At 74.4% G+C, this 19,407-nt stretch carries 18 protein-coding genes; 5 read left to right on the top strand and 13 right to left on the bottom strand.

The window, feature by feature from the left end:
* Positions 1-66: 66 nt before the first annotated feature.
* From BMW27_RS07785 to BMW27_RS07760, 6 genes are all read right to left on the bottom strand, one after another.
* Positions 67-330, bottom strand: a complete 264-nt coding sequence (locus BMW27_RS07785; protein ID WP_091441929.1) for a hypothetical protein — start codon at positions 328-330, stop codon at positions 67-69.
* Between the two features lie 355 nt (positions 331-685).
* Positions 686-1,444, bottom strand: coding sequence for a DNA alkylation repair protein (locus BMW27_RS07780; RefSeq protein ID WP_217638080.1), 759 nt, complete (start codon positions 1,442-1,444; stop codon positions 686-688).
* Between the two features lie 255 nt (positions 1,445-1,699).
* Positions 1,700-4,555: a vitamin B12-dependent ribonucleotide reductase gene (locus BMW27_RS07775; RefSeq protein ID WP_091441926.1), complete on the bottom strand. Its 2,856-nt coding sequence runs from the start codon at positions 4,553-4,555 to the stop codon at positions 1,700-1,702.
* Between the two features lie 79 nt (positions 4,556-4,634).
* Positions 4,635-5,174, bottom strand: a complete 540-nt coding sequence (nrdR, locus tag BMW27_RS07770; protein WP_091441923.1) for a transcriptional regulator NrdR — start codon at positions 5,172-5,174, stop codon at positions 4,635-4,637.
* A 433-nt stretch (positions 5,175-5,607) separates the two neighbouring features.
* On the bottom strand, positions 5,608-6,252 hold the full coding sequence (locus BMW27_RS07765) for a hypothetical protein (protein WP_139206851.1): 645 nt from the start codon (positions 6,250-6,252) through the stop codon (positions 5,608-5,610).
* 130 nt (positions 6,253-6,382) lie between these two features.
* On the bottom strand, positions 6,383-7,024 hold the full coding sequence (locus tag BMW27_RS07760) for a LysM peptidoglycan-binding domain-containing protein (RefSeq protein WP_139206850.1): 642 nt from the start codon (positions 7,022-7,024) through the stop codon (positions 6,383-6,385).
* A 405-nt stretch (positions 7,025-7,429) separates the two neighbouring features.
* Between BMW27_RS07760 and lexA the strand changes: the two genes are divergently transcribed.
* Positions 7,430-8,110: a transcriptional repressor LexA gene (gene lexA / locus BMW27_RS07755; protein ID WP_245743369.1), complete on the top strand. Its 681-nt coding sequence runs from the start codon at positions 7,430-7,432 to the stop codon at positions 8,108-8,110.
* A 76-nt stretch (positions 8,111-8,186) separates the two neighbouring features.
* Here the strand turns inward: lexA and BMW27_RS07750 are convergent, their stop codons facing one another.
* From BMW27_RS07750 to hflX, 3 genes are read right to left on the bottom strand one after another with little or no spacing between them, the layout of a single operon-like run.
* Entirely contained in the window at positions 8,187-9,242 is a 1,056-nt protein-coding gene (locus BMW27_RS07750) for a hypothetical protein (RefSeq protein ID WP_217638078.1), read from the bottom strand.
* Entirely contained in the window at positions 9,214-9,948 is a 735-nt protein-coding gene (locus BMW27_RS07745; protein ID WP_245743368.1) for a phosphatase PAP2 family protein, read from the bottom strand. The genes BMW27_RS07750 and BMW27_RS07745 overlap by 29 nt, the downstream gene beginning before the upstream one ends.
* A 57-nt stretch (positions 9,949-10,005) precedes the next feature.
* Entirely contained in the window at positions 10,006-11,496 is a 1,491-nt protein-coding gene (hflX, locus tag BMW27_RS07740; RefSeq protein ID WP_091443024.1) for a GTPase HflX, read from the bottom strand.
* 150 nt (positions 11,497-11,646) lie between these two features.
* On the opposite strand from hflX, the gene BMW27_RS23280 reads away from it, so the two are divergent.
* Complete coding sequence (locus BMW27_RS23280; RefSeq protein ID WP_091441912.1) at positions 11,647-11,856, top strand: hypothetical protein; 210 nt, start codon at positions 11,647-11,649, stop codon at positions 11,854-11,856.
* Between the two features lie 90 nt (positions 11,857-11,946).
* Here BMW27_RS23280 and dapF read toward each other — a convergent pair whose 3' ends face one another.
* Genes dapF through BMW27_RS07720 form a run of 3 tightly spaced genes read right to left on the bottom strand, consistent with a single transcriptional unit; the run spans position 11,947 to position 14,446 of the window.
* Positions 11,947-12,816, bottom strand: a complete 870-nt coding sequence (dapF, locus tag BMW27_RS07730; RefSeq protein ID WP_245743367.1) for a diaminopimelate epimerase — start codon at positions 12,814-12,816, stop codon at positions 11,947-11,949.
* Positions 12,813-13,736 (bottom strand): tRNA (adenosine(37)-N6)-dimethylallyltransferase MiaA, encoded by a 924-nt coding sequence (gene miaA / locus BMW27_RS07725; protein WP_091441909.1) that lies wholly within the window; start codon positions 13,734-13,736, stop codon positions 12,813-12,815. The genes dapF and miaA overlap by 4 nt, the downstream gene beginning before the upstream one ends.
* A complete protein-coding gene (locus tag BMW27_RS07720) occupies positions 13,733-14,446 on the bottom strand; it encodes a class III extradiol ring-cleavage dioxygenase family protein (protein ID WP_091441906.1) in 714 nt (237 codons plus the stop codon). The genes miaA and BMW27_RS07720 overlap by 4 nt, the downstream gene beginning before the upstream one ends.
* 40 nt (positions 14,447-14,486) lie before the next feature.
* Between BMW27_RS07720 and BMW27_RS07715 the strand changes: the two genes are divergently transcribed.
* Positions 14,487-16,070, top strand: coding sequence for a DUF349 domain-containing protein (locus tag BMW27_RS07715; protein WP_091441903.1), 1,584 nt, complete (start codon positions 14,487-14,489; stop codon positions 16,068-16,070).
* A 69-nt stretch (positions 16,071-16,139) separates the two neighbouring features.
* Here BMW27_RS07715 and miaB read toward each other — a convergent pair whose 3' ends face one another.
* Positions 16,140-17,591 carry a tRNA (N6-isopentenyl adenosine(37)-C2)-methylthiotransferase MiaB gene (gene miaB / locus BMW27_RS07710; protein WP_091441900.1) on the bottom strand — a complete coding sequence of 484 codons (1,452 nt, stop codon included), beginning with the start codon at positions 17,589-17,591 and terminating at the stop codon, positions 16,140-16,142.
* Positions 17,592-17,711: 120 nt separating this feature from the next.
* On the opposite strand from miaB, the gene BMW27_RS07705 reads away from it, so the two are divergent.
* Positions 17,712-18,467 carry an amino acid ABC transporter ATP-binding protein gene (locus BMW27_RS07705; RefSeq protein ID WP_425431650.1) on the top strand — a complete coding sequence of 252 codons (756 nt, stop codon included), beginning with the start codon at positions 17,712-17,714 and terminating at the stop codon, positions 18,465-18,467.
* 21 nt (positions 18,468-18,488) lie between these two features.
* The gene (locus tag BMW27_RS07700; protein ID WP_091441895.1) at positions 18,489-19,379 is read left to right on the top strand and encodes a glutamate ABC transporter substrate-binding protein; all 891 of its coding nucleotides are present in this window, start codon (positions 18,489-18,491) and stop codon (positions 19,377-19,379) included.
* Positions 19,380-19,407: the final 28 nt, after the last annotated feature.

Raw genomic sequence — 19,407 nt, 5'->3', positions numbered from 1 at the left:
CGCCCGTCTCGGCGGAGACCCGGGGTGGGCCTGCCCGCTGGACGGTTCCGGCCTCGGGAGCCGGCGTCAGGCCACGGCGGGGAGTGCTCGTCCGTCGACCAGCTCGGCGTAGGCCTCGTCGATCGTCACCCGGCTCGGGGAGAACTCACGGACGCTCTCACCGCACACGAGGTACATGCAGTCGACGCACTCGGACACGTCCGGTTCGAACACCACCGCGTCGTGGAACCGGAACACGTTCCAGTCGGGGACCACGGCGTCCAGGTCCGTGGCCACGTCCCGGCCCAGCCACCGGCTCAGGACGGCGACCTCGTCGATGAACTCGCGCACGTCTCTGCTCCCCTCTCCCGGCGCCCGCGGCGCTGAGGAGACCATCATCCGTGGGCGCGCGGTGCCCCCGCGAGCTCCCGGGTCAGAGGTCACCAACTCGTCACCCACCCGACACCTGCTCGACGGTCGATGCCGGCCGGGTCCGTCCTCGAGCTGCTGCCGAACTGCGATGTCGGTCCCACGGCCAGGGGGTGTCCTGCGAGGTCCCGGCCCCGGGGTGGTGCCCGGCGAGGCGACGGTCGGCTCGCGCCGGATCGGTGCCGCCCAGATGAGCTGTCGGCGTGGGCGCGCGGTCCCGGCGGGAGCTCGGTCACCCGGATCCCGATCCCCGGGGGGGACCGAGCGAGCCGGGCGATCAGACCCGCCCGGCGAGGTAGTCCCGGCGCCGGTCCGCGGGCAGCCGTTCGATCGCGTAGCGGAGCATCGTGCGCGGCATCCGCCGGTAGCGCGGCCCCAGGAAGGCCTCCACCCGGGCACGGTCCCGGTTCGCCACCTCCCGCAGCATCCAGCCCACGGCCTTCTGCACCAGGTCCGCGGGGTCGGTGAGCAGCCGGTCGGCCAGCCGCAGGGTCGCCTCGGGACGACCCGCCCGGACGCCGGCGAAGGTGGCCATCACCGCGATCCGGCGGTCCCAGACCGACGTCGACCCGGCCAGCTCGTCGAGCAGGGGCCAGTCCTCGGCCCGGTTCCGGGCGAGCAGCCAGGGCCCGAGCAGGTACGGCGCCGAGGCGTCCACCAGGTCCCAGTTGTCCACCCGGTCCCGCCGGGCGAGGTAGAGCTCCACGATCCGGTCGCGCTCGCCGTCGTCCGCCCGCTCGAAGCGGTGCACGAGGACGAACAGCGCGGTGAGCCGCTCCTCGTGCCACGGGCTCTCCAGCAGTTCCTCGACGTCTGCCAGCGTCGTCCCCGCGGCGTACCGCCGGGCGATCCGCCGCTGCGGGGGCACCGCGACCCCGAGGAACCGGTCGCCCTCGCCATAGCCGCCCGGCCGCGCCTGGAAGTAGCGGGCCATGCCCGCGGCCCGCTCGGGGTCGGCCAGCTCGGCCAGCTCGGTGCGGATCGCCGCGGCGGACCCGACGTCAGGCCGGGTACGTCCGCGCGAGTCGTCGGTCACGGCGCCTCCTGGGTGCCGGCGCAGCGCGGCGCCTCGTGCTGGGGGGTGAGGGTAGGGCGGCACCGTCGCACGGGTCGCGGTGGCGCCTCCCTCCCTCGCAGGGGAGACGCCACCGGCCCGGCCCTCAGTGAGGGCCGGGCCGGTGGACGGGCCGGACGCAGCCGCCGGGAAGTCCCGCCCTGAGTTCAGGACACGGGTGTCCGGAACTCAGGACGTCGCCGTCCTCGCCGGCAGGGGCCTCCCCGACCCCTCACATCAGCTGCAGCCGCTGGTCGAGCCGCACCCCTCGCAGACGTAGCAGCTGCCGGCCGGGCGCATCTTCGTGCCGCAGGTCATGCACAGCGGCGCGTCGGTGGCGGTGCCGGTGACCAGCTCGAGCAGCTCGGCCGAGGAGTGGGCCTCCTTGACCGGCTCCGCCTTGGGCTCCGGCTTCGCCGGGGACTCGGTCGGCACCGAGCCGCGCAGCGCCTCCACGTCGACCTCCTCCTCCACGACCGTGGCGGTCGAGGCGGAGGTGCCGTAGCCGGACACCTGGGCGGCGCGCTCCTCGGCGGTGAAGATGCCGAGGCTGGCCCGCTTGTCCACCGGCAGGTGGTCCAGCGCCAGGCGACGGAAGATGTAGTCCATCACCGACTGGGCGATCCGGATGTCGGGGTCGTCGGTCATGCCGGCCGGCTCGAAGCGCATGTTGGTGAACTTCTGGATGTAGGTCTCCAGCGGCACACCGTGCTGCAGCGCGAGCGAGATGCCGATCGAGAAGGCGTCCATGACGCCGGCCAGCGTCGAGCCCTGCTTGCCCAGCTTGAGGAAGACCTCGCCGAGGCTGCCGTCCTCGTACATGCCGGCGGTCATGTAGCCCTCGGCGCCGGCGACGCTGAAGGACGTGGTGACGCTGGTCCGCTTCTTCGGCAGCCGCTTGCGCACCGGGTGCGACAGCGCGGTCACCGGAGCAGCGGCCTCGACCTTGGTGTCGGCCTTCTTCGCCTTGGCATCCGACAGCGGCTGACCGACCTTGCAGTTGTCGCGGTAGATCGCCAGCGCCTTGAGGCCGAGCTTCCAGCCCTGGAAGTAGATGTTCTCGACGTCCTCGACGGTCGCCGTCTCCGGCATGTTGACCGTCTTGCTGATCGCGCCGGAGATGAACGGCTGCACCGCGGCCATCATCCGGACGTGGCCCATCGGGGAGATGGCCCGCTCGCCCATCGCGCAGTCGAAGACCTCGTAGTGCTCCGGGCGCAGGCTCGGGGCGTCGACGACGTGGCCGTGCTCGGCGATGTACTCGACGATCGCCTCGATCTGCTCGTCCTGGTAGCCGAGGCTGCGCAGCGCCCGCGGGACCGTCTGGTTGACGATCTGCATGGAGCCGCCGCCGACCAACTTCTTGTACTTGACCAGCGAGAAGTCCGGCTCGATGCCGGTCGTGTCGCAGTCCATCATGAAGCCGATCGTGCCGGTGGGGGCCAGCACCGAGGCCTGCGCGTTGCGCCAGCCGAAGTCGGCGCCGAGCTCCAGGCACTCCTGCCACTGGGCGGTCGCGGCCTTGAGCACGTCGGCGTCGTCGGCGCCGACCGGGCGGATGGCGTCGTTGGCCGCGGCGTGCTTGCGCATGACGCGGGCGTGGGCGTCGGCGTTGCGGGCAAAGCCCTCATAGGCGCCCACGATGCCGGCCAGCTCCGCCGAGCGGCGGTACGCGGTGCCGGTCATCAGCGAGGTGATCGCCGCGGCGAGGGTCTGGCCGCCGCGCGAGTCGTACGCGTGGCCGGTGGCCATGAGCAGCGCGCCGAGGTTCGCGTAGCCGATGCCCAGCTGCCGGTAGGCGCGGGTGGTCTCACCGATCGGGTCGGTCGGGAAGTCGGCGAAGCAGATCGAGATGTCCATCGCGGTGATGACCAGCTCGACGGCCTTGACGAAGTTCCGGCTGTCGAACGTGCCGTCGTCCTGGAGGAACTTCATGAGGTTCAGCGACGCCAGGTTGCACGAGCTGTTGTCCAGGCTCATGTACTCCGAGCAGGGGTTGGACGCGTTGATCCGCCCGGTCTCGGGGTTGGTGTGCCAGTCGTTGATCGTGTCGTCGTACTGGATGCCCGGGTCGGCGCACTCCCAGGCGGCCTGGGTGACCTTGCGGAACAGGTCCTTGGCGTCGACGGTCTCGATCACCGTGCCGTCGAGGCGGCCGCGCAGGCCGAACTCGGTGCCGTCCTCCACCGCGCGCATGAACTCGTCGGAGACCCGGACGGAGTTGTTGGCGTTCTGGTACTGGACGCTGGTGATGTCCCTGCCGCCGAGGTCCATGTCGTACCCGGCGTCGCGCAGCGCGCGGATCTTGTCCTCCTCGCGCGCCTTGGTCTCGATGAACTCCTCGATGTCGGGGTGGTCGATGTCGAGGACGACCATCTTGGCCGCGCGACGGGTGGCCCCACCGGACTTGATGGTGCCGGCGGAGGCGTCGGCGCCGCGCATGAAGCTGACCGGGCCGGAAGCGGTGCCGCCGGACGAGAGCAGCTCCTTGGAGGAGCGGATGCGGGAGAGGTTCAGGCCGGCGCCGGAGCCGCCCTTGAAGATCAGCCCCTCCTCCCGGTACCAGTTGAGGATCGAGTCCATCGTGTCGTCGACCGCGAGGATGAAGCAGGCGCTGACCTGCTGGGGTGCGCTGGTGCCGACGTTGAACCACACGGGGCTGTTGAAGCTGAAGTACTGGTGCAGCAGCATCCAGGTCAGCTCGTGCTCGAAGACCTCGGCGTCGCCCTCGGAGGCGAAGTAGCCGTGCTCGCGGCCGGCGGCACCGTAGGTGAGCACCACCCGGTCGATGAGCTGGCGCAGGCTGGTCTCGCGCTGCGGGGTGCCGACGGCACCGCGGAAGTACTTCGTGGTGACGATGTTGGTGGCGTTGATGCTCCACTCGGCGGGGAACTCCACGCCGCGCTGCTCGAAGTTGATCGAGCCGTCCCGCCAGTTCGTCATGACGACGTCCCGACGCTCCCAGGTCACCTCGTCGTACGGGTGCACCCCGGCGGTGGTGAAGACGCGCTTGACCTTCAGGCCCTTCCCCCTGGTCGGCGCCTTGGCGGCGCGACGCGTACGGCCCGACAAGCGATCCTCGGTCTCGGTCACGGAGCTCTCCCTGTGTTGTGGGCTTGCGGCGGCTGGGGAAGAGAGCCGCCCTCTTCTTATCCGGTGGTGCTGACAGTTCTCAGGTGGCGGCGGACGCGGCCTGACCGCGCCCCCCACCCCGCCGGCGGACCGGCGGGTCCTGCATGCCGGGCAGGGGCGGGGTGCCGGCAGCGACGTGCCGGGCCCGCAGCTCGGTGATCTCCTTCTCGAAGTCCTCGAGCGAGGTGAACGCGCGGTAGACGCTGGCGAAGCGCAGGTACGCGACCTCGTCCAGCTCCCGCAGCGGTCGCAGGATGGCCAGCCCCACCTCGTTGCTGGGGACCTCCGCTGCACCGGTGGCCCGGATGGCGTCCTCCACCTGCTGGGCCAGCTTCTGCAGCTGGTCCTCGTCGACCGGCCGCCCCTGGCACGCCCGGCGGACGCCGGCCACCACCTTGCTGCGGTTGAACGGCTCGCTCACGCCGCTGCGCTTGACGACGGCGAGGACGGCCTCCTCCACCGTGGTGAAGCGACGCCCGCACCCGGGGCACGACCGGCGGCGACGGGTGGTCGCCCCCTCGTCGGCCTCGCGCGAGTCGATGACGCGGCTGTCGGGGTTGTGGCAGAAGGGGCAGCGCACGGCCTCTCGCCTCCCCTCCGGGCACGCCCGCCGCGAGATCCGCCCGGGCGTCGCGTGGATCGCCGGAGCGGCCGGTGCGACGGAGCCGGGAGGCCGGCTGTGGACCTCCCTGGGGACATCCGGTGGACGTCGTGGGGAGGACCTGAGGATCGGCCTGTGGACGGCTTACAGCGGTGCAACTACTAGATGTAGGGGAACCCTAGGCCGGGCTCTACTAGATCTGCAAGCTGAAGCTGTGGCGCGTCGTCCGTCGAGGTGACTCCGTGACCACCGGCGCGCAGTCGTCACACCAGCCCCGCGACACGCCGCGGAAGGCGCCGCAGCGGTCGCGCGGCGCGGTGCAGGGGTGTATCGCGGAGCGCGACGAGGACGGCGGCCCACGTGCAGGGCCCGGCCCCGAGCCGGCGAGCGGTGGAGGGCAGCGGGTCCTTCCTCAGGCGCGGAGGGCCGCGTCGGGGCGCGCCAGGCGGGGACGGGGCGCGCGGTCACCGAGCCGCATGGGCCGGGTGAGGCAGTCGGCCTCCGTCGCGCGCGGCATGAGCACCGTCGCGTCGGTGGGCTCCGCGTGCGGCGCCTCCGCGGGCGCGTCGGCCGCGCGGTGGCGGCCGGCCACGGCCGAGGCCCGGTGGCGGCCGACCGGCTGGCCGCCGCCGTCGACGGCGGGCAGCTCGGCGGTCACGTCGCCGCCGTGACGACGGCGCCGGCGCACCGGAGCCGGCGCGGGGAGGACCCCGGCCACCCGCTGCTCACGGGCCGCGGCCTCGCTCAGGGACAGCAGCGGGGCGGCTGCGGCCCCCGGGAGCAGCTCCTCCGCCGGACCCGCGAAGGGGTCGGCACCGGCGTCCGGGACCAACGCCGGAGCCGGGTAGACCTCCGGCAGCCGGACCCCGGCGAGGTCGGTCCAGGTCTCGCGGTCCGCGCCGTCGACGGTCACCCGCACCCAGACCTCGCAGGCACCTCCGCCGTCGTGCCGCCAGCCCAGCAGCGACCCCGGCCACCAGGCGCCCTCGAGGTGCACCTCGACGCTCTGCGACTGCTGCGTGAAGACGGCGGCCCGGCTGCCTGGCATCGCTGACACGACTCCGACCGTAGAACCGCGGCTGGCCACAGAGCGTCAACGACTCGGCACGACGGGTTGACGAACATCGGCGCCGCGACTTGTCGCTCCTCGACCTGGGGCGATGCCGCACGAGCCCGGCACGGACCCGTCAGGGCAGCTCGAGCACCTGCCCCGGCACGACGACGGAGCCCTCGAGGTCGTTGAGCTCCTCGATGGCGTCGACCACGACGCGCACGTCCTGGCCGTCCCCGGCGACCTCCCCCGCGATCGACCAGACCGTGTCGCCCGGCTGGACCTCTACGCTGCTCTCGCCGGCCAGGTGCAGCCCTCCGTCGGCCCCGTCGGCCAGCGGGGCGATCGACGCCCCGAGGGCGACGGCGCCACCCAGCGCGAGCGCGGCGACGAACCGGCGCCCGCGGCGGGTCAGCCGCACGGAGGCCGGCGCCGGTGCGCACCCGCCGCGGACGGCGCCTGCGGCCGGTGCGGACCGCAGCGGCCGACCACCCGGGCGCGCCGGGTCACGACGGGTGCGGGGTGCCTCGGTGACCGGACCGGCACCGCGCGGCTCGCGCCCGACAGGGCAGTCGGGGACCGGCCGCAGGTGCCCGGCCACCCGGGGACCGGAGCCCGGCAGGACGGACCGCGTCGCCTGGCCTGCCGCACCGGGCAACCCGGCCGTCGCCGGCCCGGACGCCGGGGCACCGCCGCCGGTCCCCGACCCGAGCAACGGCCGCCACGGGACCCGCACCGCCGCGTCGAACTCCAGCACGGCCTGCCGCACGCTCGCCATGACCACTCCTCCTCGCCACCGGGCCGGATCGAACAAGTGTTCGATCGGATGACGGTGCGATGTCTACCGCATCCAGCCGACGGGGTCGACCCGACACCTCCCGGCCGTTTCGAACACACGTTTGAAGTCCCGGCGCCGAGGCGCTACCGTCCGGAGCAGCACCCGTCCGCCGTCGCCTCGGGGCGCCGGCGGGACCGGGCCGGGCGCGTTCCGTCGAGGGCCACGCCCGGCCGCGGCGCCTCCGGCGGGCGCAGGACACGAGGGCCGTGGCGACACGGCCGGCGAGGGGGAGACGTGGCGGGCACGAGCGGGACGTCGGGCAGCGGGGTCCGGGGCGGCGGCAGCTCGTCGCGGCGCACGTCCGGGAGCCGGGCCGGCGCGCCGGAGCCGGCCGAGGCGGCGTCCGTGCGCACCTTCCCCGACCGCGGCGAGGCCGGCGACGGGCTCACCCAGCGGCAGCGGCGGGTCCTCGAGGTGATCCGTGACTCCATCGAGCGGCGCGGCTACCCGCCCTCGGTGCGTGAGATCGGCGAGGCCGTCGGGCTGTCGTCGGCCTCCTCGGTGGCCCACCAGCTCAGCGTGCTGCAGAAGAAGGGCTGGCTGCGCCGCGACCCGAACCGGCCCCGCGCGCTCGACGTGCGCCTGCCCGGTGACAGCGCCGGCGCCTCGGCGCCCACGGGGGTCGCCCCGGTCGGCGCCGAGGAGACCCCCGCGCCCACCTACGTGCCGCTCGTCGGCCGGATCGCCGCGGGTGGTCCGGTGCTGGCCGAGCAGGCCGTGGAGGACGTCTTCCCGCTCCCACGCGAACTGGTCGGCGAGGGGACGCTGTTCATGCTCAAGGTCACGGGTGACTCGATGGTCGAGGCAGCCATCTGCGACGGCGACTGGGTCGTCGTGCGGCAGCAGCCGACCGCGGAGAACGGCGAGATCGTCGCCGCCATGATCGACGGTGAGGCGACGGTGAAGACCTACAAGCGGCGCGACGGGCACGTGTGGCTGCTGCCGCACAACCCGGCGTATGAGCCCATCCCCGGTGACGACGCGACCGTGCTGGGCCGCGTCGTCACGGTGCTGCGCCGGGTCTGACGAAGGCCCCGTACTCCCCACCCCTCGCACGCTCGGGGCGGCTCGGGGACGGGGCCGACGGGCCGCCGGCGCGGCGTCAGTCGCGCCGGCGGACGAGCTTGCCGCCGAGCCAGACCACCACCCCGGCCACGGCGGCGGCGGCCACCGCGGCCGCGACCGGGGGCGGCCCGTCGTCGGCGGAGAGCAGGCCGGGGAGCGAGCCGTCCGCCGGCGCCGCCCCCGTGGCAGGGGCCGGCGCGGCCGGCAGCGGGACCACGGTGACGTCGCTGGGCAGCCCCTCCCCCGCGACGACGAGCCCGGAGGAGTCGCCGGTGAAGCTCACCGCCTCACCCTGGGCCGCCTCGGGCAGGGCCACCCGGCGGGGCTCGCCCGCCAGCGCCGCCGCGACGTCCGACCCGGTCAGCGGCCAGACGTAGGCGTCGGTGTAGGTGCGCAGGGCCACCCACCGCTCGTCGGGCGACACGGCGCCCCCGGTGACCATGAGCTGCCCGGCGCGGCCGACGGGTCCACCCGGCGTCCCGGTGAGCACGAGGTCGACGCTCCCCACCTCCGTGAGCCCGACCGTGCCGTCCTCGACCAGCGGCGACACCGGCCGGTAGACCGCGCTGGCCCCCAGCACCTCCTTGGTCACCAGGTGGGGCGTTCCGTCAGGGGCGAGCAGCAGCGCCTCGACGTCCCGCGGGCCGTCGGGGTAGGCCAGCCGGAAGACCGAGCTGCTGCCGTCGGCGTGCAGGGCCAGCAGTGCCACCGTCGGCCGGGTCCCGGTGTTGTCGCCGGTGTCGGCCAGCCAGACCGTCCCGTCGACGGCCAGCGCCAGGTCCTCCGGGTCGTAGGGGTCGACCGGCGCGGAGTGGACCGTGACCACCGCGCAGGTGCTGTCGAGCACGAACACGTCGAGCGAGTCGCCGCCGTCGTTGTGCACCAGCATCCGGTTCCCGACCTCGACCAGCCCGGAGACCTCGGGCAGCCGCGGGTCGGTGAGCTGGCAGCGCGTCTGCGGCGCGGCGGAGTCGGCCGCCTGGGCGGACGCCGGCGCGGCGGCGCCGAGGACGAGCGTCAGCGCGAGACCCGTCCCCGCCGCCAGACGTCGCCCCCCGACGCCGCTACGCGGACGACCGGCCTGCTCGGGCACCCAGCCAGCGTGACACCACGACGTCGTCCAGGACGTGAACCACGCCCAGCAGCAGGATGCCGACGGCCGCCCCGACGACCGCGTCGGTGACCCAGTGGAAGTCCAGGGAGACCATGGCGATGCCGGTCGCCACCGGGCCGGTGACGCTCAGCACCCAGGTCGTGCGCTGCAGCCAGGACGCCAGCCGGTACTGCACGACCTGCCAGCGGGCGACCCCCCACATGAGGACGGCGTTGGCGACGTGCCCGGAGGGGTAGGAGGCGCCGTCGCGGTGGAAGAAGGACCCGGGGTAGGCCGGGGCGGTGCGCCCGGTCCCGTACTTGAACGAGTAGACGACGACGGTCAGCAGCACCAGCGCGAGGAGCACCCGCAGCAGCGGAACGACCGTGCGGAACCGCCACCCGAGGTAGCCGACCAGACCGGCGAGCACGACCAGGATGAAGCCGCGCCCGCCGAGCTGGGTCACCGCCCACACCGGCCAGTAAGCGCCCGAGCCATCGAGCTCCCAGGCACTGACCACCTCGGAGACCCGCAGGTCCATCCGCTCGAGCACGCCCCGGGAGAGCAGGTCGACGGTCACCGCGACCGTGACGACCCCCGCCAGCAGCAGCAGCCACCGCGGCGGGCGGCCCACGGAGACCTCCGGGCCGGCGGCGGCGTCCGCGGGAGTCGCCCCGGGACGCCGCCGTACCGCGCCGCTGGTCACGCGGTCACGGTACCGGGCCGTGACCTGGGCGTGACCTCGCTCGATCGAGCGAGCACGTCAGGCGACCGGCGCCGCGAACCCCCCGAGCGCGGCAGCCAGCGCGCCGTCCACCCGCGCGCTGAGCCGGGTGCCGCCGGCCTCGTGGGTCTCCTTCAGCACCTCGCCGTCCCGGTGGACCCGGGCGACCAGGTCGCCGCGGTCGTAGGGCACCAGCACGTCGACCTCGACGTCGGGGTGCGGGAGCCGGGCTGCGACGATCTCGCGGAGCTGCTCGATCCCGGCGCCCGTGCGCGCCGACACCCAGACCGCGCCCGGAAGGGCCCGGCGCAGGGTGAGGACGTCCTCCTCGCTCATCGCGTCGACCTTGTTGACCACGATGAGCTCCGGCACCGCCGCCGCGTCGATCTCCCGGAGGACGACGTGCACGGCGTCGATCTGGCCCAGCGGGTCGGGGTCGGAGCCGTCGACGACGTGCAGCAGCATGTCAGCGGCGGCCACCTCCTCCAGCGTGGAGCGGAAGGCGTCGACGAGCTGGTGCGGCAGGTGCCGCACGAAGCCGACGGTGTCGGTGAGCGTGTACTCGCGGCCGTCCGGCGACTGCGCTCGGCGCACGGTCGGGTCCAGCGTCGCGAACAGCGCGTTCTCGACCAGCACGCCGGCGCCGGTGAGCCGGTTGAGCAGACTGGACTTGCCGGCGTTGGTGTACCCGGCGATCGCCACGCTCGGGACGGCGTTGCGCCCGCGGGCCGAGCGCTGGGTGGCCCGGGCCGTGGCCATGCCGGCGATCTCGCGGCGCAGCTTGCTGACCCGCGCCCGGATCCGCCGTCGATCGGTCTCGATCTTGGTCTCACCAGGACCGCGGGTGCCGATGCCGCCACCGCCGGCGACGCGACCACCGGCCTGCCGGGACAGCGACTCACCCCAGCCGCGCAGCCGCGGCAGCATGTACTGCATCTGCGCCAGCTCGACCTGCGCCTTGCCCTCCCGGCTCGACGCGTGCTGGGCGAAGATGTCGAGGATCAACGCGGTCCGGTCGACCACCTTGACCTTGAGGATCTTCTCCAGCGCGTTGAGCTGGCCGGGCGTCAGCTCACCGTCGCAGATCACGGTGTCGGCGCCGGCGGCCGCGACGATGTCGCGGATCTCGACGGCCTTGCCCGACCCGACGTAGGTGCCGGCGTCGGGCTTGTCGCGCCGCTGGCTGACCGCCTCCAGCACCTGAGAGCCCGCGGTCTCGGCCAGCGCGGCCAGCTCGGCGAGCGAGCGGTCGGCGTCGGCCTGCGTGCCCTCGGTCCAGACACCCACCAGCACGACGCGCTCCAGGCGCAGCTGGCGGTACTCGACCTCGGTGACGTCGGCGAGCTCGGTGGACAGGCCGGCGACGCGGCGCAGCGCACCGCGGGCCTCGAGCGCGTACGAGCCGGTCGTCTCGTCCGGCTCGTTCCACCCCTCGTCGGAGCTGGGCGCCTCCTCCACGGGTGCGGGCGCGGACCGGAGGGCGCGCTCCTCGGCGTCGTCGAGCACGGCGCGGTTCTGTGCTGTCGTCATCGTCTCCAGCGTGGCAGACCCCAGCACCTGGGGCATCCGAGTTGTCATCGGCCGGTACAACACCGCGAACGCCGCGGACCATCCCGAACGCGTGGCCGGGTCGTCACCGGGTAGGTCCGGACGACGACCGACCACACGAGGAGGCTCGAGATGAGCGAGACGGGCAGCAGCGCGGCGGGGGCGAACGAGGAGCTCGACGACCCCGGCCGGGACCCCGTGGGCCTCGACCCGCCGCGCAACCCACTCGGCGGCGGCCCCGACCAGGACAGCGGCCGCGGCCGCCCCTCCGGAAGCCCGGGCACCGCCGGCGAGTCACTCATGCCCGAGGCGCCCGAGGACACCGAGACGCCGAAGACCTGAACGAGGGCCCCCTGCTCCCCACCACTCGCAGGCTCGTGGCGGGCCCCTGCAGGGGGCCGGGGCGGCGGGCCCCTGGGAGCCGTCGGCGGGTCAGCTACCGAGCCACTCGGGGGTGAGCTCGCCGGTCGCCACCACGACCGCGGGGCCGGAGAGCACCGTCGTCCGCTCGTCGACCGTCACGCCCAGCCGGCCGCCGGGGACGTCGACGGTGACGGTGCCGGTCGCCGCGCCGGCGGCCTCCAGGGCCGCCCAGGCCGCCGCGCAGGCACCGGTGCCGCACGAGCGGGTCTCCCCCACGCCGCGCTCGGACACCCGCAGCCGCACGTGCCTGCCCGGGTCCAGGACGTTGACGAACTCCACGTTCACGCCGTCCGGGAACAGCCGGGCGTCGACCGCCGGCGCGGTGCCGAGGTCGAGGGTGTCGACGTCGACGTCGGTGAGCACGGCCAGGTGCGGGTTGCCCATGGAGACCGCGCGGCCGGGGAACGAGGCGCCGTCGAGGTGGGCGGTGCCGGCGCCGAACGGCCGGGCCGGGCCCATGTCCACCCAGTAGCCGCCGTCGGCCGCCGCGCCCACCCGCCGGGGACCGCCGCGGGTGCCGACCCAGATCCCGTCGGCGCAGGCGGCCCGCTCGACGAGCCCCTCGGTGACCAGCACGTGCAGGAACAGGCGGATCCCGTTGCCGCACATCTCGGCCGTGGAGCCGTCGGCGTTGCGGTGGTCCATGAACCACTCGCACCACCCCAGTGCCTCGCCGAGGACGGCGGGAGCGTCGGGCACGTGCACGCTGCGCACGACGCGCAGCACGCCGTCCCCGCCCAGGCCGGCACGTCGCTCGCACAGCCGCCGGACCATCTCCGCGTCCAGCCGGCTCTCCGGCCAACCGGTGCCGTCGGGGTCGGGCAGGACGACGAAGTCGTTCTCCGTGCCGTGGCCGATCAGCACCCGGTGCGCGCTCACCGTTCCAGCGTACGAGCGGTGATCACCCCGAGGGCGGCCTCCACCAGGTCCGGCCGGGCGGCGTCGAGCCAGGTGGTCGCCGGGTCGCGGCGGAACCACGAGCGCTGCCGTCGGACGAACCGACGGGTGGTGCCCACCGTGCGCTCCCGGGCCTCGGCGGGCGTCAGCGTGCCGTCGAGCTGGGCCAGCACCTGGGCGTAGCCCAGCGCCCGGGAGGCCGTGGGCCCCTCGCGCAGGCCGTCGGCGGCCAGCGCCTCCACCTCGGCGACGAAGCCCGCGGCCCACATCCGGTCGACCCGGACGGCGACCCGCTCGTCGAGCTCGGCCGGTGCGCGGTCCAGACCGACGGTCACCGCCGGGTAGTGCGGCCGCGGCTCAGGCAGCGTCGCCCGGAACGGGCCGCCGGTGATCTCGACGACCTCCAGGGCCCGCACGATGCGCCGCCCGTTCGAGGGGAGGACGGCGGCCCCGGCGGCGGGGTCGAGCGTGGCCAGCCGTGCGTGCAGTACCGCCGGGCCGACCTCGGCGAGCTCGGCCTCCAGCCGGGCGCGCACCGCGGGGTCGGTGCCGGGGAAGTCCAGCTCGTCGAGGACCGCGCGCACGTAGAGCCCGGAGCCGCCGACCAGCAGCGGCACCACCCCGGCCGCGCGCAGCCGGTCGACCTCGGCGCGGGCCAGCCGCCGGTACTCGGCCACCGACGCCGCCTCGCGCACGTGCCAGAGGTCGAGCAGGTGGTGCCGCACGCCGTCCCGCTCGGCGACGTCGGGCTTGGCGGTGCCGATGTCCATGCCGCGGTACAGCTGCATCGAGTCGGCGTTCACCACCTCGCCGCCCAGCCGGCGTGCCAGGGCGACCCCGAGGGCGGTCTTGCCGGTGGCGGTGGGGCCGACCAGCGCGACCACCGGCGGCGGACCGCTCACCGCACGCTCCAGTCGGCCACCAGGTAACCGACGCCGAAGGGCGCCTCGTGCGCGTGCAGCCGGCCGGTGACCTCCCGGCCGGTCAGCGCGGCCCCGACCGCCCGCCAGGTGGGCACGCCGGCGGCGAGCAGCCGGGCGCCCTCCGCGGGGTCGAGCGCGGCCAGGGCGCCGGGGTCGCCTGCGGCGAGCGCGGTGGCGACGGCGTCGTCGAAGGGCTCGGCGGCCTCGTCGAGGTGGCCGGGCGCCTTGAGCGAGCGCCGCGCCGAGCCGTCCCCCATGGCGAGGACGGCGACCGGGCCGGGGAGCCCGTCCAGCGCGCCGGCGAGGTCGTCGGGGCCGACACCAAGGCGGACGCCGGCGTACCCGGCCCCGTCGAGCAGCCACGCGCCGAGCGTGTGGGCCAGCGGCATGCGGCGCCCACCGGACCGGGCCCGTCCTGCGAAGGGCACCTCCAGGTCGACGCCGAGACCGCGGAGGTCTCCGCCGTCACCGTCCCCGAAGCGCCCGCAGGCCGCCTCTCCGCCGACCACCACGACCACCTCCGGCCCGGTGGCCAGCACCGCGTCGACCGCGGTCGCGCACGCGGCGCGCAGGGTCGCGGTGTCCGCCGCCGCCCGCCCGGCCACGGCCGGCACCAGCAGCGGTGGGCAGGGGCAGAAGGCGACGGCCGACGGGGTCGCGCGGGACCGAGCGGCCGGGGCTGAGCTCACGGCAGCAGTCTCCCGGATGCGTCGTGGGACACTCCGACACGTGTCGAGCACGGAGAACGCCGGAAACCCCTCGCAGCAGCTGCCCCAGCCCGAGACGGCCGGATCCGAGGCGGTCGCCCCCGAGGCGGGGACGGCGGCGGCGCCCAGCCCCGGCGACGCCGCCCTCGCCGACCCGGCCACGGGGGCCGCCACCGAGCAGGCCCCGTCGCAGGCCGCGCCGGAGCCGCCCGCGTCCGAGGCCTCCGCTCCGGGGACGCCCGCACCCGAGGCCCCCGGTCCCGAGACCGCCACTGCCGAGAGCGCCACGCTTGATGGCGCCACGCCTGAGACCGCAACGCCTGAGACCGCCGCTCCGGCGACGCCCGCACCGCAGCACCCCGTCCCGCACCCGCCCGCCGAGGCGGCCCCGGCGTCCGACCCCGCCCAGTGGGGCCGGGTGGACGAGGACGGGACGGTCTACGTGCGCACCGCCGAGGGCGAGCGCGCGGTCGGCTCGTGGCAGGCGGGCGACCCGGCCTCGGGGCTGGCCCACTACGCCCGCCGCTACGACGACCTGGCCACCGAGGTCGCCCTGCTCGAGGCGCGGCTGCGGGCGCACACCGGCAACCCCAGCGAGATCAAGGCCAAGGCGCAGGCGCTCGCCGAGTCCATCCCCACCGCCACCGCCGTCGGCGACCTCGACGGGCTGGCTGCGCGCGCCCGGGCGATGGTGGAGACCGCGGACTCGGCGGCCGCCGAGTCCCGGGCGGAGAAGGCCGCCGCACGGGCCGCGCAGGTCGCCCGCAAGGAGGCGCTGGCCGCCGAGGCCGAGCAGATCGCCGCCGAGTCCACCTCGTGGAAGGCCGCCGGCGACCGGCTCAAGGCCATCGTCGAGGAGTGGAAGACCATCCGCGGCATCGACCGCAAGACCGACGAGGCGCTGTGGAGCCGCTTCGCCGCCGCCCGGGACGCCTTCGGCCGCCGCCGGGGCGCGCACTTCGCCGCCCTCGACGCCCAGCGCGGCGAGGCCCGCGCAGCCAAGCAGGAGCTCATCACCGAGGCCCAGCGGCTCTCCACGTCGACCGAGTGGGGCCCCACGAGCGCCGCCATGCGCTCGCTGATGGACCGGTGGAAGGCCGTGCCGCGCACCGGTCGCGACGGCGACGACGACCTGTGGAAGCAGTTCCGCGCCGCGCAGGACGTCTTCTTCAGCGCCCGCGCCGAGTCCGACAAGGCCCGCAACGCCGAGCAGCTTGCGAACCAGCAGGCCAAGGAGGAGATCCTCGCCGAGGCGGAGAAGCTCGACCCGTCCAGCGACCTGCGCGGAGCCCAGAACGTGCTGCGCAAGCTGCAGGAGCGCTACGACGCCATCGGCCACGTCCCGCGCGGCGCCATGCGTCAGCTGGAGGACCGGATGCAGGCCGTCGAGCAGCGCATCCGCGGCGCCGTCGACACCTCCCGCCCGCGGGTGGCCCCGGAGAACCCGATGGTCACCTCGATGCGCCAGGCGGTGACCAAGGCCGAGGAGCAGCTCGCCAAGGCCGAGGCCGCCGGCGACGGCCGCCGGATCGAGGAGGCCCGGGCGAACCTGGCCACCCGCCGGGAGTGGCTGGCCGAGGCCGAGAAGAGCGCCAACCGCCGCTGAAGGAGGACCCCGTCCTGCCCACCCTTCACGAGCTCAGGGCGGGACCCGGGACGGGGCCACCCACGACCGTCACGTCGGGGCGCCGATGCGCGGCATCCCGAGCAGGACGCCGGGGGTGGTCGGGCGGGCGCCCGTCCCGGCGGCGTCGCCGGCCCGGGTGCGCCGGTGCGACAGCAGCGGTCCGTCGGCGACCAGGTGGTGCGGCGCCGCCTGGGTCACCACGGTCTCGACCACGTCACCGGGCCGGACGCCGTCCGCCGCCGTGAAGTGCACCAGCCGCCCGTCGCGGGCGCGGCCCGAGAGCCGGCCGCGCTGGGCGTCCTTGCTGCCCTCCCCCGCCGCGACCAGCAGCTCGACGGTCCGCCCGACCTGGGCCCGGTTCTCCGCCCAGCTGATCTCGTCCTGCAGCGCGGTCAGCCGCAGGTAGCGCTCCTGCACGACCTCCTTGGGCAGCTGGCCCCCCATCTCCGCGGCCGGCGTCCCGGGCCGCTTGGAGTACTGGAAGGTGAAGGCGCTGGAGAAGCGGGCCTGCCGGACCACGTCGAGGGTCTGCTCGAAGTCGGCCTCGGTCTCGCCGGGGAAGCCCACGATGACGTCGGTGGTGATCGCGGCGTCCGGCATCGCGGCCCGCACCCGCTCGATGATCCCCAGGTACCGGTCCTGCCGGTAGCCGCGGCGCATCCGGCGGAGGACGTCGTCCGAGCCGGACTGCAGCGGCATGTGCAACTGGTGGCAGACCGCGGGGGTCTCGGCCATCGCGGTGATGACGTCGTCGGTGAACTCCCGCGGGTGCGGGCTGGTGAACCGCACCCGCTCCAGCCCGTCGATCCGGCCGGTCGCACGCAGCAGGTCGGCGAAGGCGCCCCGGTCGCGGAACTCGACGCCGTAGGCGTTCACGTTCTGGCCGAGGAGGGTCACCTCGAGGACGCCCTGGTCGACCAGCGCCTGCACCTCGGCCAGGATCTCGCCGGGCCGGCGGTCCCGCTCCTTGCCGCGGAGCGCCGGGACGATGCAGAACGTGCAGGTGTTGTTGCAGCCGACGCTGATGGACACCCAGCCGGAGTAGGCGGAGTCCCGCTTGGCCGGCAGCGTCGACGGGAAGACCTCGAGGGCCTCGGCGATCTCCACCTGCGCCTCGGCGTTGTGCCGCGCGCGCTCCAGCAGCGCCGGCAGCGAGCCGACGTTGTGCGTGCCGAAGACGACGTCCACCCAGGGGGCCCGCCGGACGATCTCGCCCCGGTCCTTCTGCGCCAGGCAGCCGCCGACGGCGATCTGCATGCCCGGACGGCCGTCCTTGACCGGGCGGAGGTGGCCGAGGTTGCCGTAGAGGCGGTTGTCGGCGTTCTCCCGCACCGCGCAGGTGTTGAGGACGACGACGTCGGCGTCCTCCCCCTCGGGGGCGGCGGTGTAGCCGGCGGCCTCCAGCAGCCCCGAGAGGCGCTCGGAGTCGTGCACGTTCATCTGGCAGCCGTAGGTGCGGACCCGGTAGGTCCGCCCGGCAGCCTGCAGGTCGGTCGTCATGACGGAACGAGGGTACGGCGACCCGATCGGGCGTCCCCCGCCTCACCCGGCCGGGCTTCGTTACGCCTTCGTGATCGCGGGAGACGGATGACGTCGTCCGCCGCATCTAGGGTTCCCCGGGTGACCAGCCGTACCGCCGGAGAGCCTCTCGTCCGCCTGTCCGGGGTCGACAAGTGGTTCGGTGAGCTGCACGTCCTGCAGGACATCGACCTGTCGATCGACCGCGGCGAGGTGGTCGTCGTCATCGGCCCGTCCGGGTCGGGCAAGTCGACGCTGTGCCGCACGATCAACCGGCTGGAGCCCATCGACTCCGGCGAGATCACCATCGACGGCCAGCGCCTGCCCGAGGAGGGCAAGGAGCTCGCCCGGCTGCGGGCCGACGTCGGCATGGTCTTCCAGAGCTTCAACCTCTTCGCCCACAAGACGATCCTCGAGAACGTCACCCTCGGCCCGATCAAGGTGCGCAAGCAGAGCAAGGCCGAGGCCGAGCGGCGCGCCCGCGAGCTGCTGGACCGGGTCGGGGTCGGCGTGCAGGCGAACAAGTACCCGGCGCAGCTCTCGGGCGGCCAGCAGCAGCGGGTCGCCATCGCGCGGGCCCTGGCGATGGACCCGAAGGTGATGCTCTTCGACGAGCCGACCTCCGCGCTCGACCCCGAGATGATCAACGAGGTCCTCGACGTGATGATCTCGCTGGCCCGCGACGGCATGACGATGGTCGTCGTCACCCACGAGATGGGCTTCGCCCGCCGGGCGGCCAACCGGGTCGTGTTCATGGACGGCGGCCGGATCGTCGAGTCCGCCGTCCCCGAGACCTTCTTCACCAACCCGCAGTCGGACCGGGCCAAGGACTTCCTCGCGAAGATCCTCACCCACTGAGCCCGGTAGAGAGGAACGCACATGCGCATCACCCGCTACGCCGCCACCCTGGGGGCCCTGGGCCTCGTGCTCGCCGGCTGCTCCAGCGAGGCCGGTCAGCAGGCCGAGGAGGCCACCGAGAACGCCCCCGAGGTCGCCCAGGACGTCGAGTTCCCGGCCGGGAGCACGATGGCCGAGCTCGCCGAGGCCGGGACGATCACCGTCGGCACCAAGTTCGACCAGCCCGGCTTCGGTCTGGCCAACCCGCAGGGCGTGCCCGAGGGCTTCGACGTCGAGGTCGCCAAGATCGTCGCCGGCGAGCTGGGCATCGCCCCCGAGGAGATCGAGTGGAAGGAGACGGTGTCGGCCAACCGGGAGTCCTTCATCCAGAACGGCGACGTCGACGTCGTCGTGGCCACCTACACGATCAACGACGCCCGCAAGCAGCTCATCGACTTCGCCGGGCCCTACTACGAGGCCGGCCAGGACATCATGGTCGCCACGGGCAACCCGTTGGCCATCGAGGGCCCCGACGACCTCGCCGGCAAGCGGGTCTGCTCGGTGGAGGGCTCCACGCCGGCGCAGAACATCCGGGACAACTACCCCGAGGCCCAGCTGACGCTGTTCGACGTGTACTCCAAGTGCGCCGACGCGCTGCGCAACGGCCAGGTCGACGCGGTGACCACCGACAACGTCATCCTCACCGGCCTCGTGCAGGGCGGTCAGGGCGCCTTCGAGCTGGTGGGCAACCCCTTCACCCAGGAGCCGTACGGCATCGGGCTGACGAAGGGCGACGACGAGTTCCGCGGCTTCATCAACGACACCCTCGAGCAGGCCTTCGAGGACGGCAGCTGGGCCGCGGCCTGGGACCGGACCGCAGGCGCGATCACCGGCGAGCCGGCTCCCGAGCCCCCGACGATCGACCGGTACTGATCGAGCGGATCCCCTGACGCCGCCGGGT

Source organism: Geodermatophilus poikilotrophus, assembly GCF_900111455.1.
GTDB lineage: Bacteria > Actinomycetota > Actinomycetes > Mycobacteriales > Geodermatophilaceae > Geodermatophilus > Geodermatophilus poikilotrophus.
This window is presented reverse-complemented; position numbering and strand designations above follow the sequence as displayed.

Bases quoted from the DNA above. Each gene is read 5' to 3' on its own strand.
- BMW27_RS07760 (WP_139206850.1), bottom strand. From the start codon at position 7,024: ATGGCGAGCGTGCGGCAGGCCGTGCTGGAGTTCGACGCGGCGGTGCGG.
- hflX (WP_091443024.1), bottom strand. From the start codon at position 11,496: ATGACGACAGCACAGAACCGCGCCGTGCTCGACGACGCCGAGGAGCGC.
- BMW27_RS23280 (WP_091441912.1), top strand. From the start codon at position 11,647: ATGAGCGAGACGGGCAGCAGCGCGGCGGGGGCGAACGAGGAGCTCGAC.
- miaB (WP_091441900.1), bottom strand. From the start codon at position 17,591: ATGACGACCGACCTGCAGGCTGCCGGGCGGACCTACCGGGTCCGCACC.
- BMW27_RS07700 (WP_091441895.1), top strand. From the start codon at position 18,489: ATGCGCATCACCCGCTACGCCGCCACCCTGGGGGCCCTGGGCCTCGTG.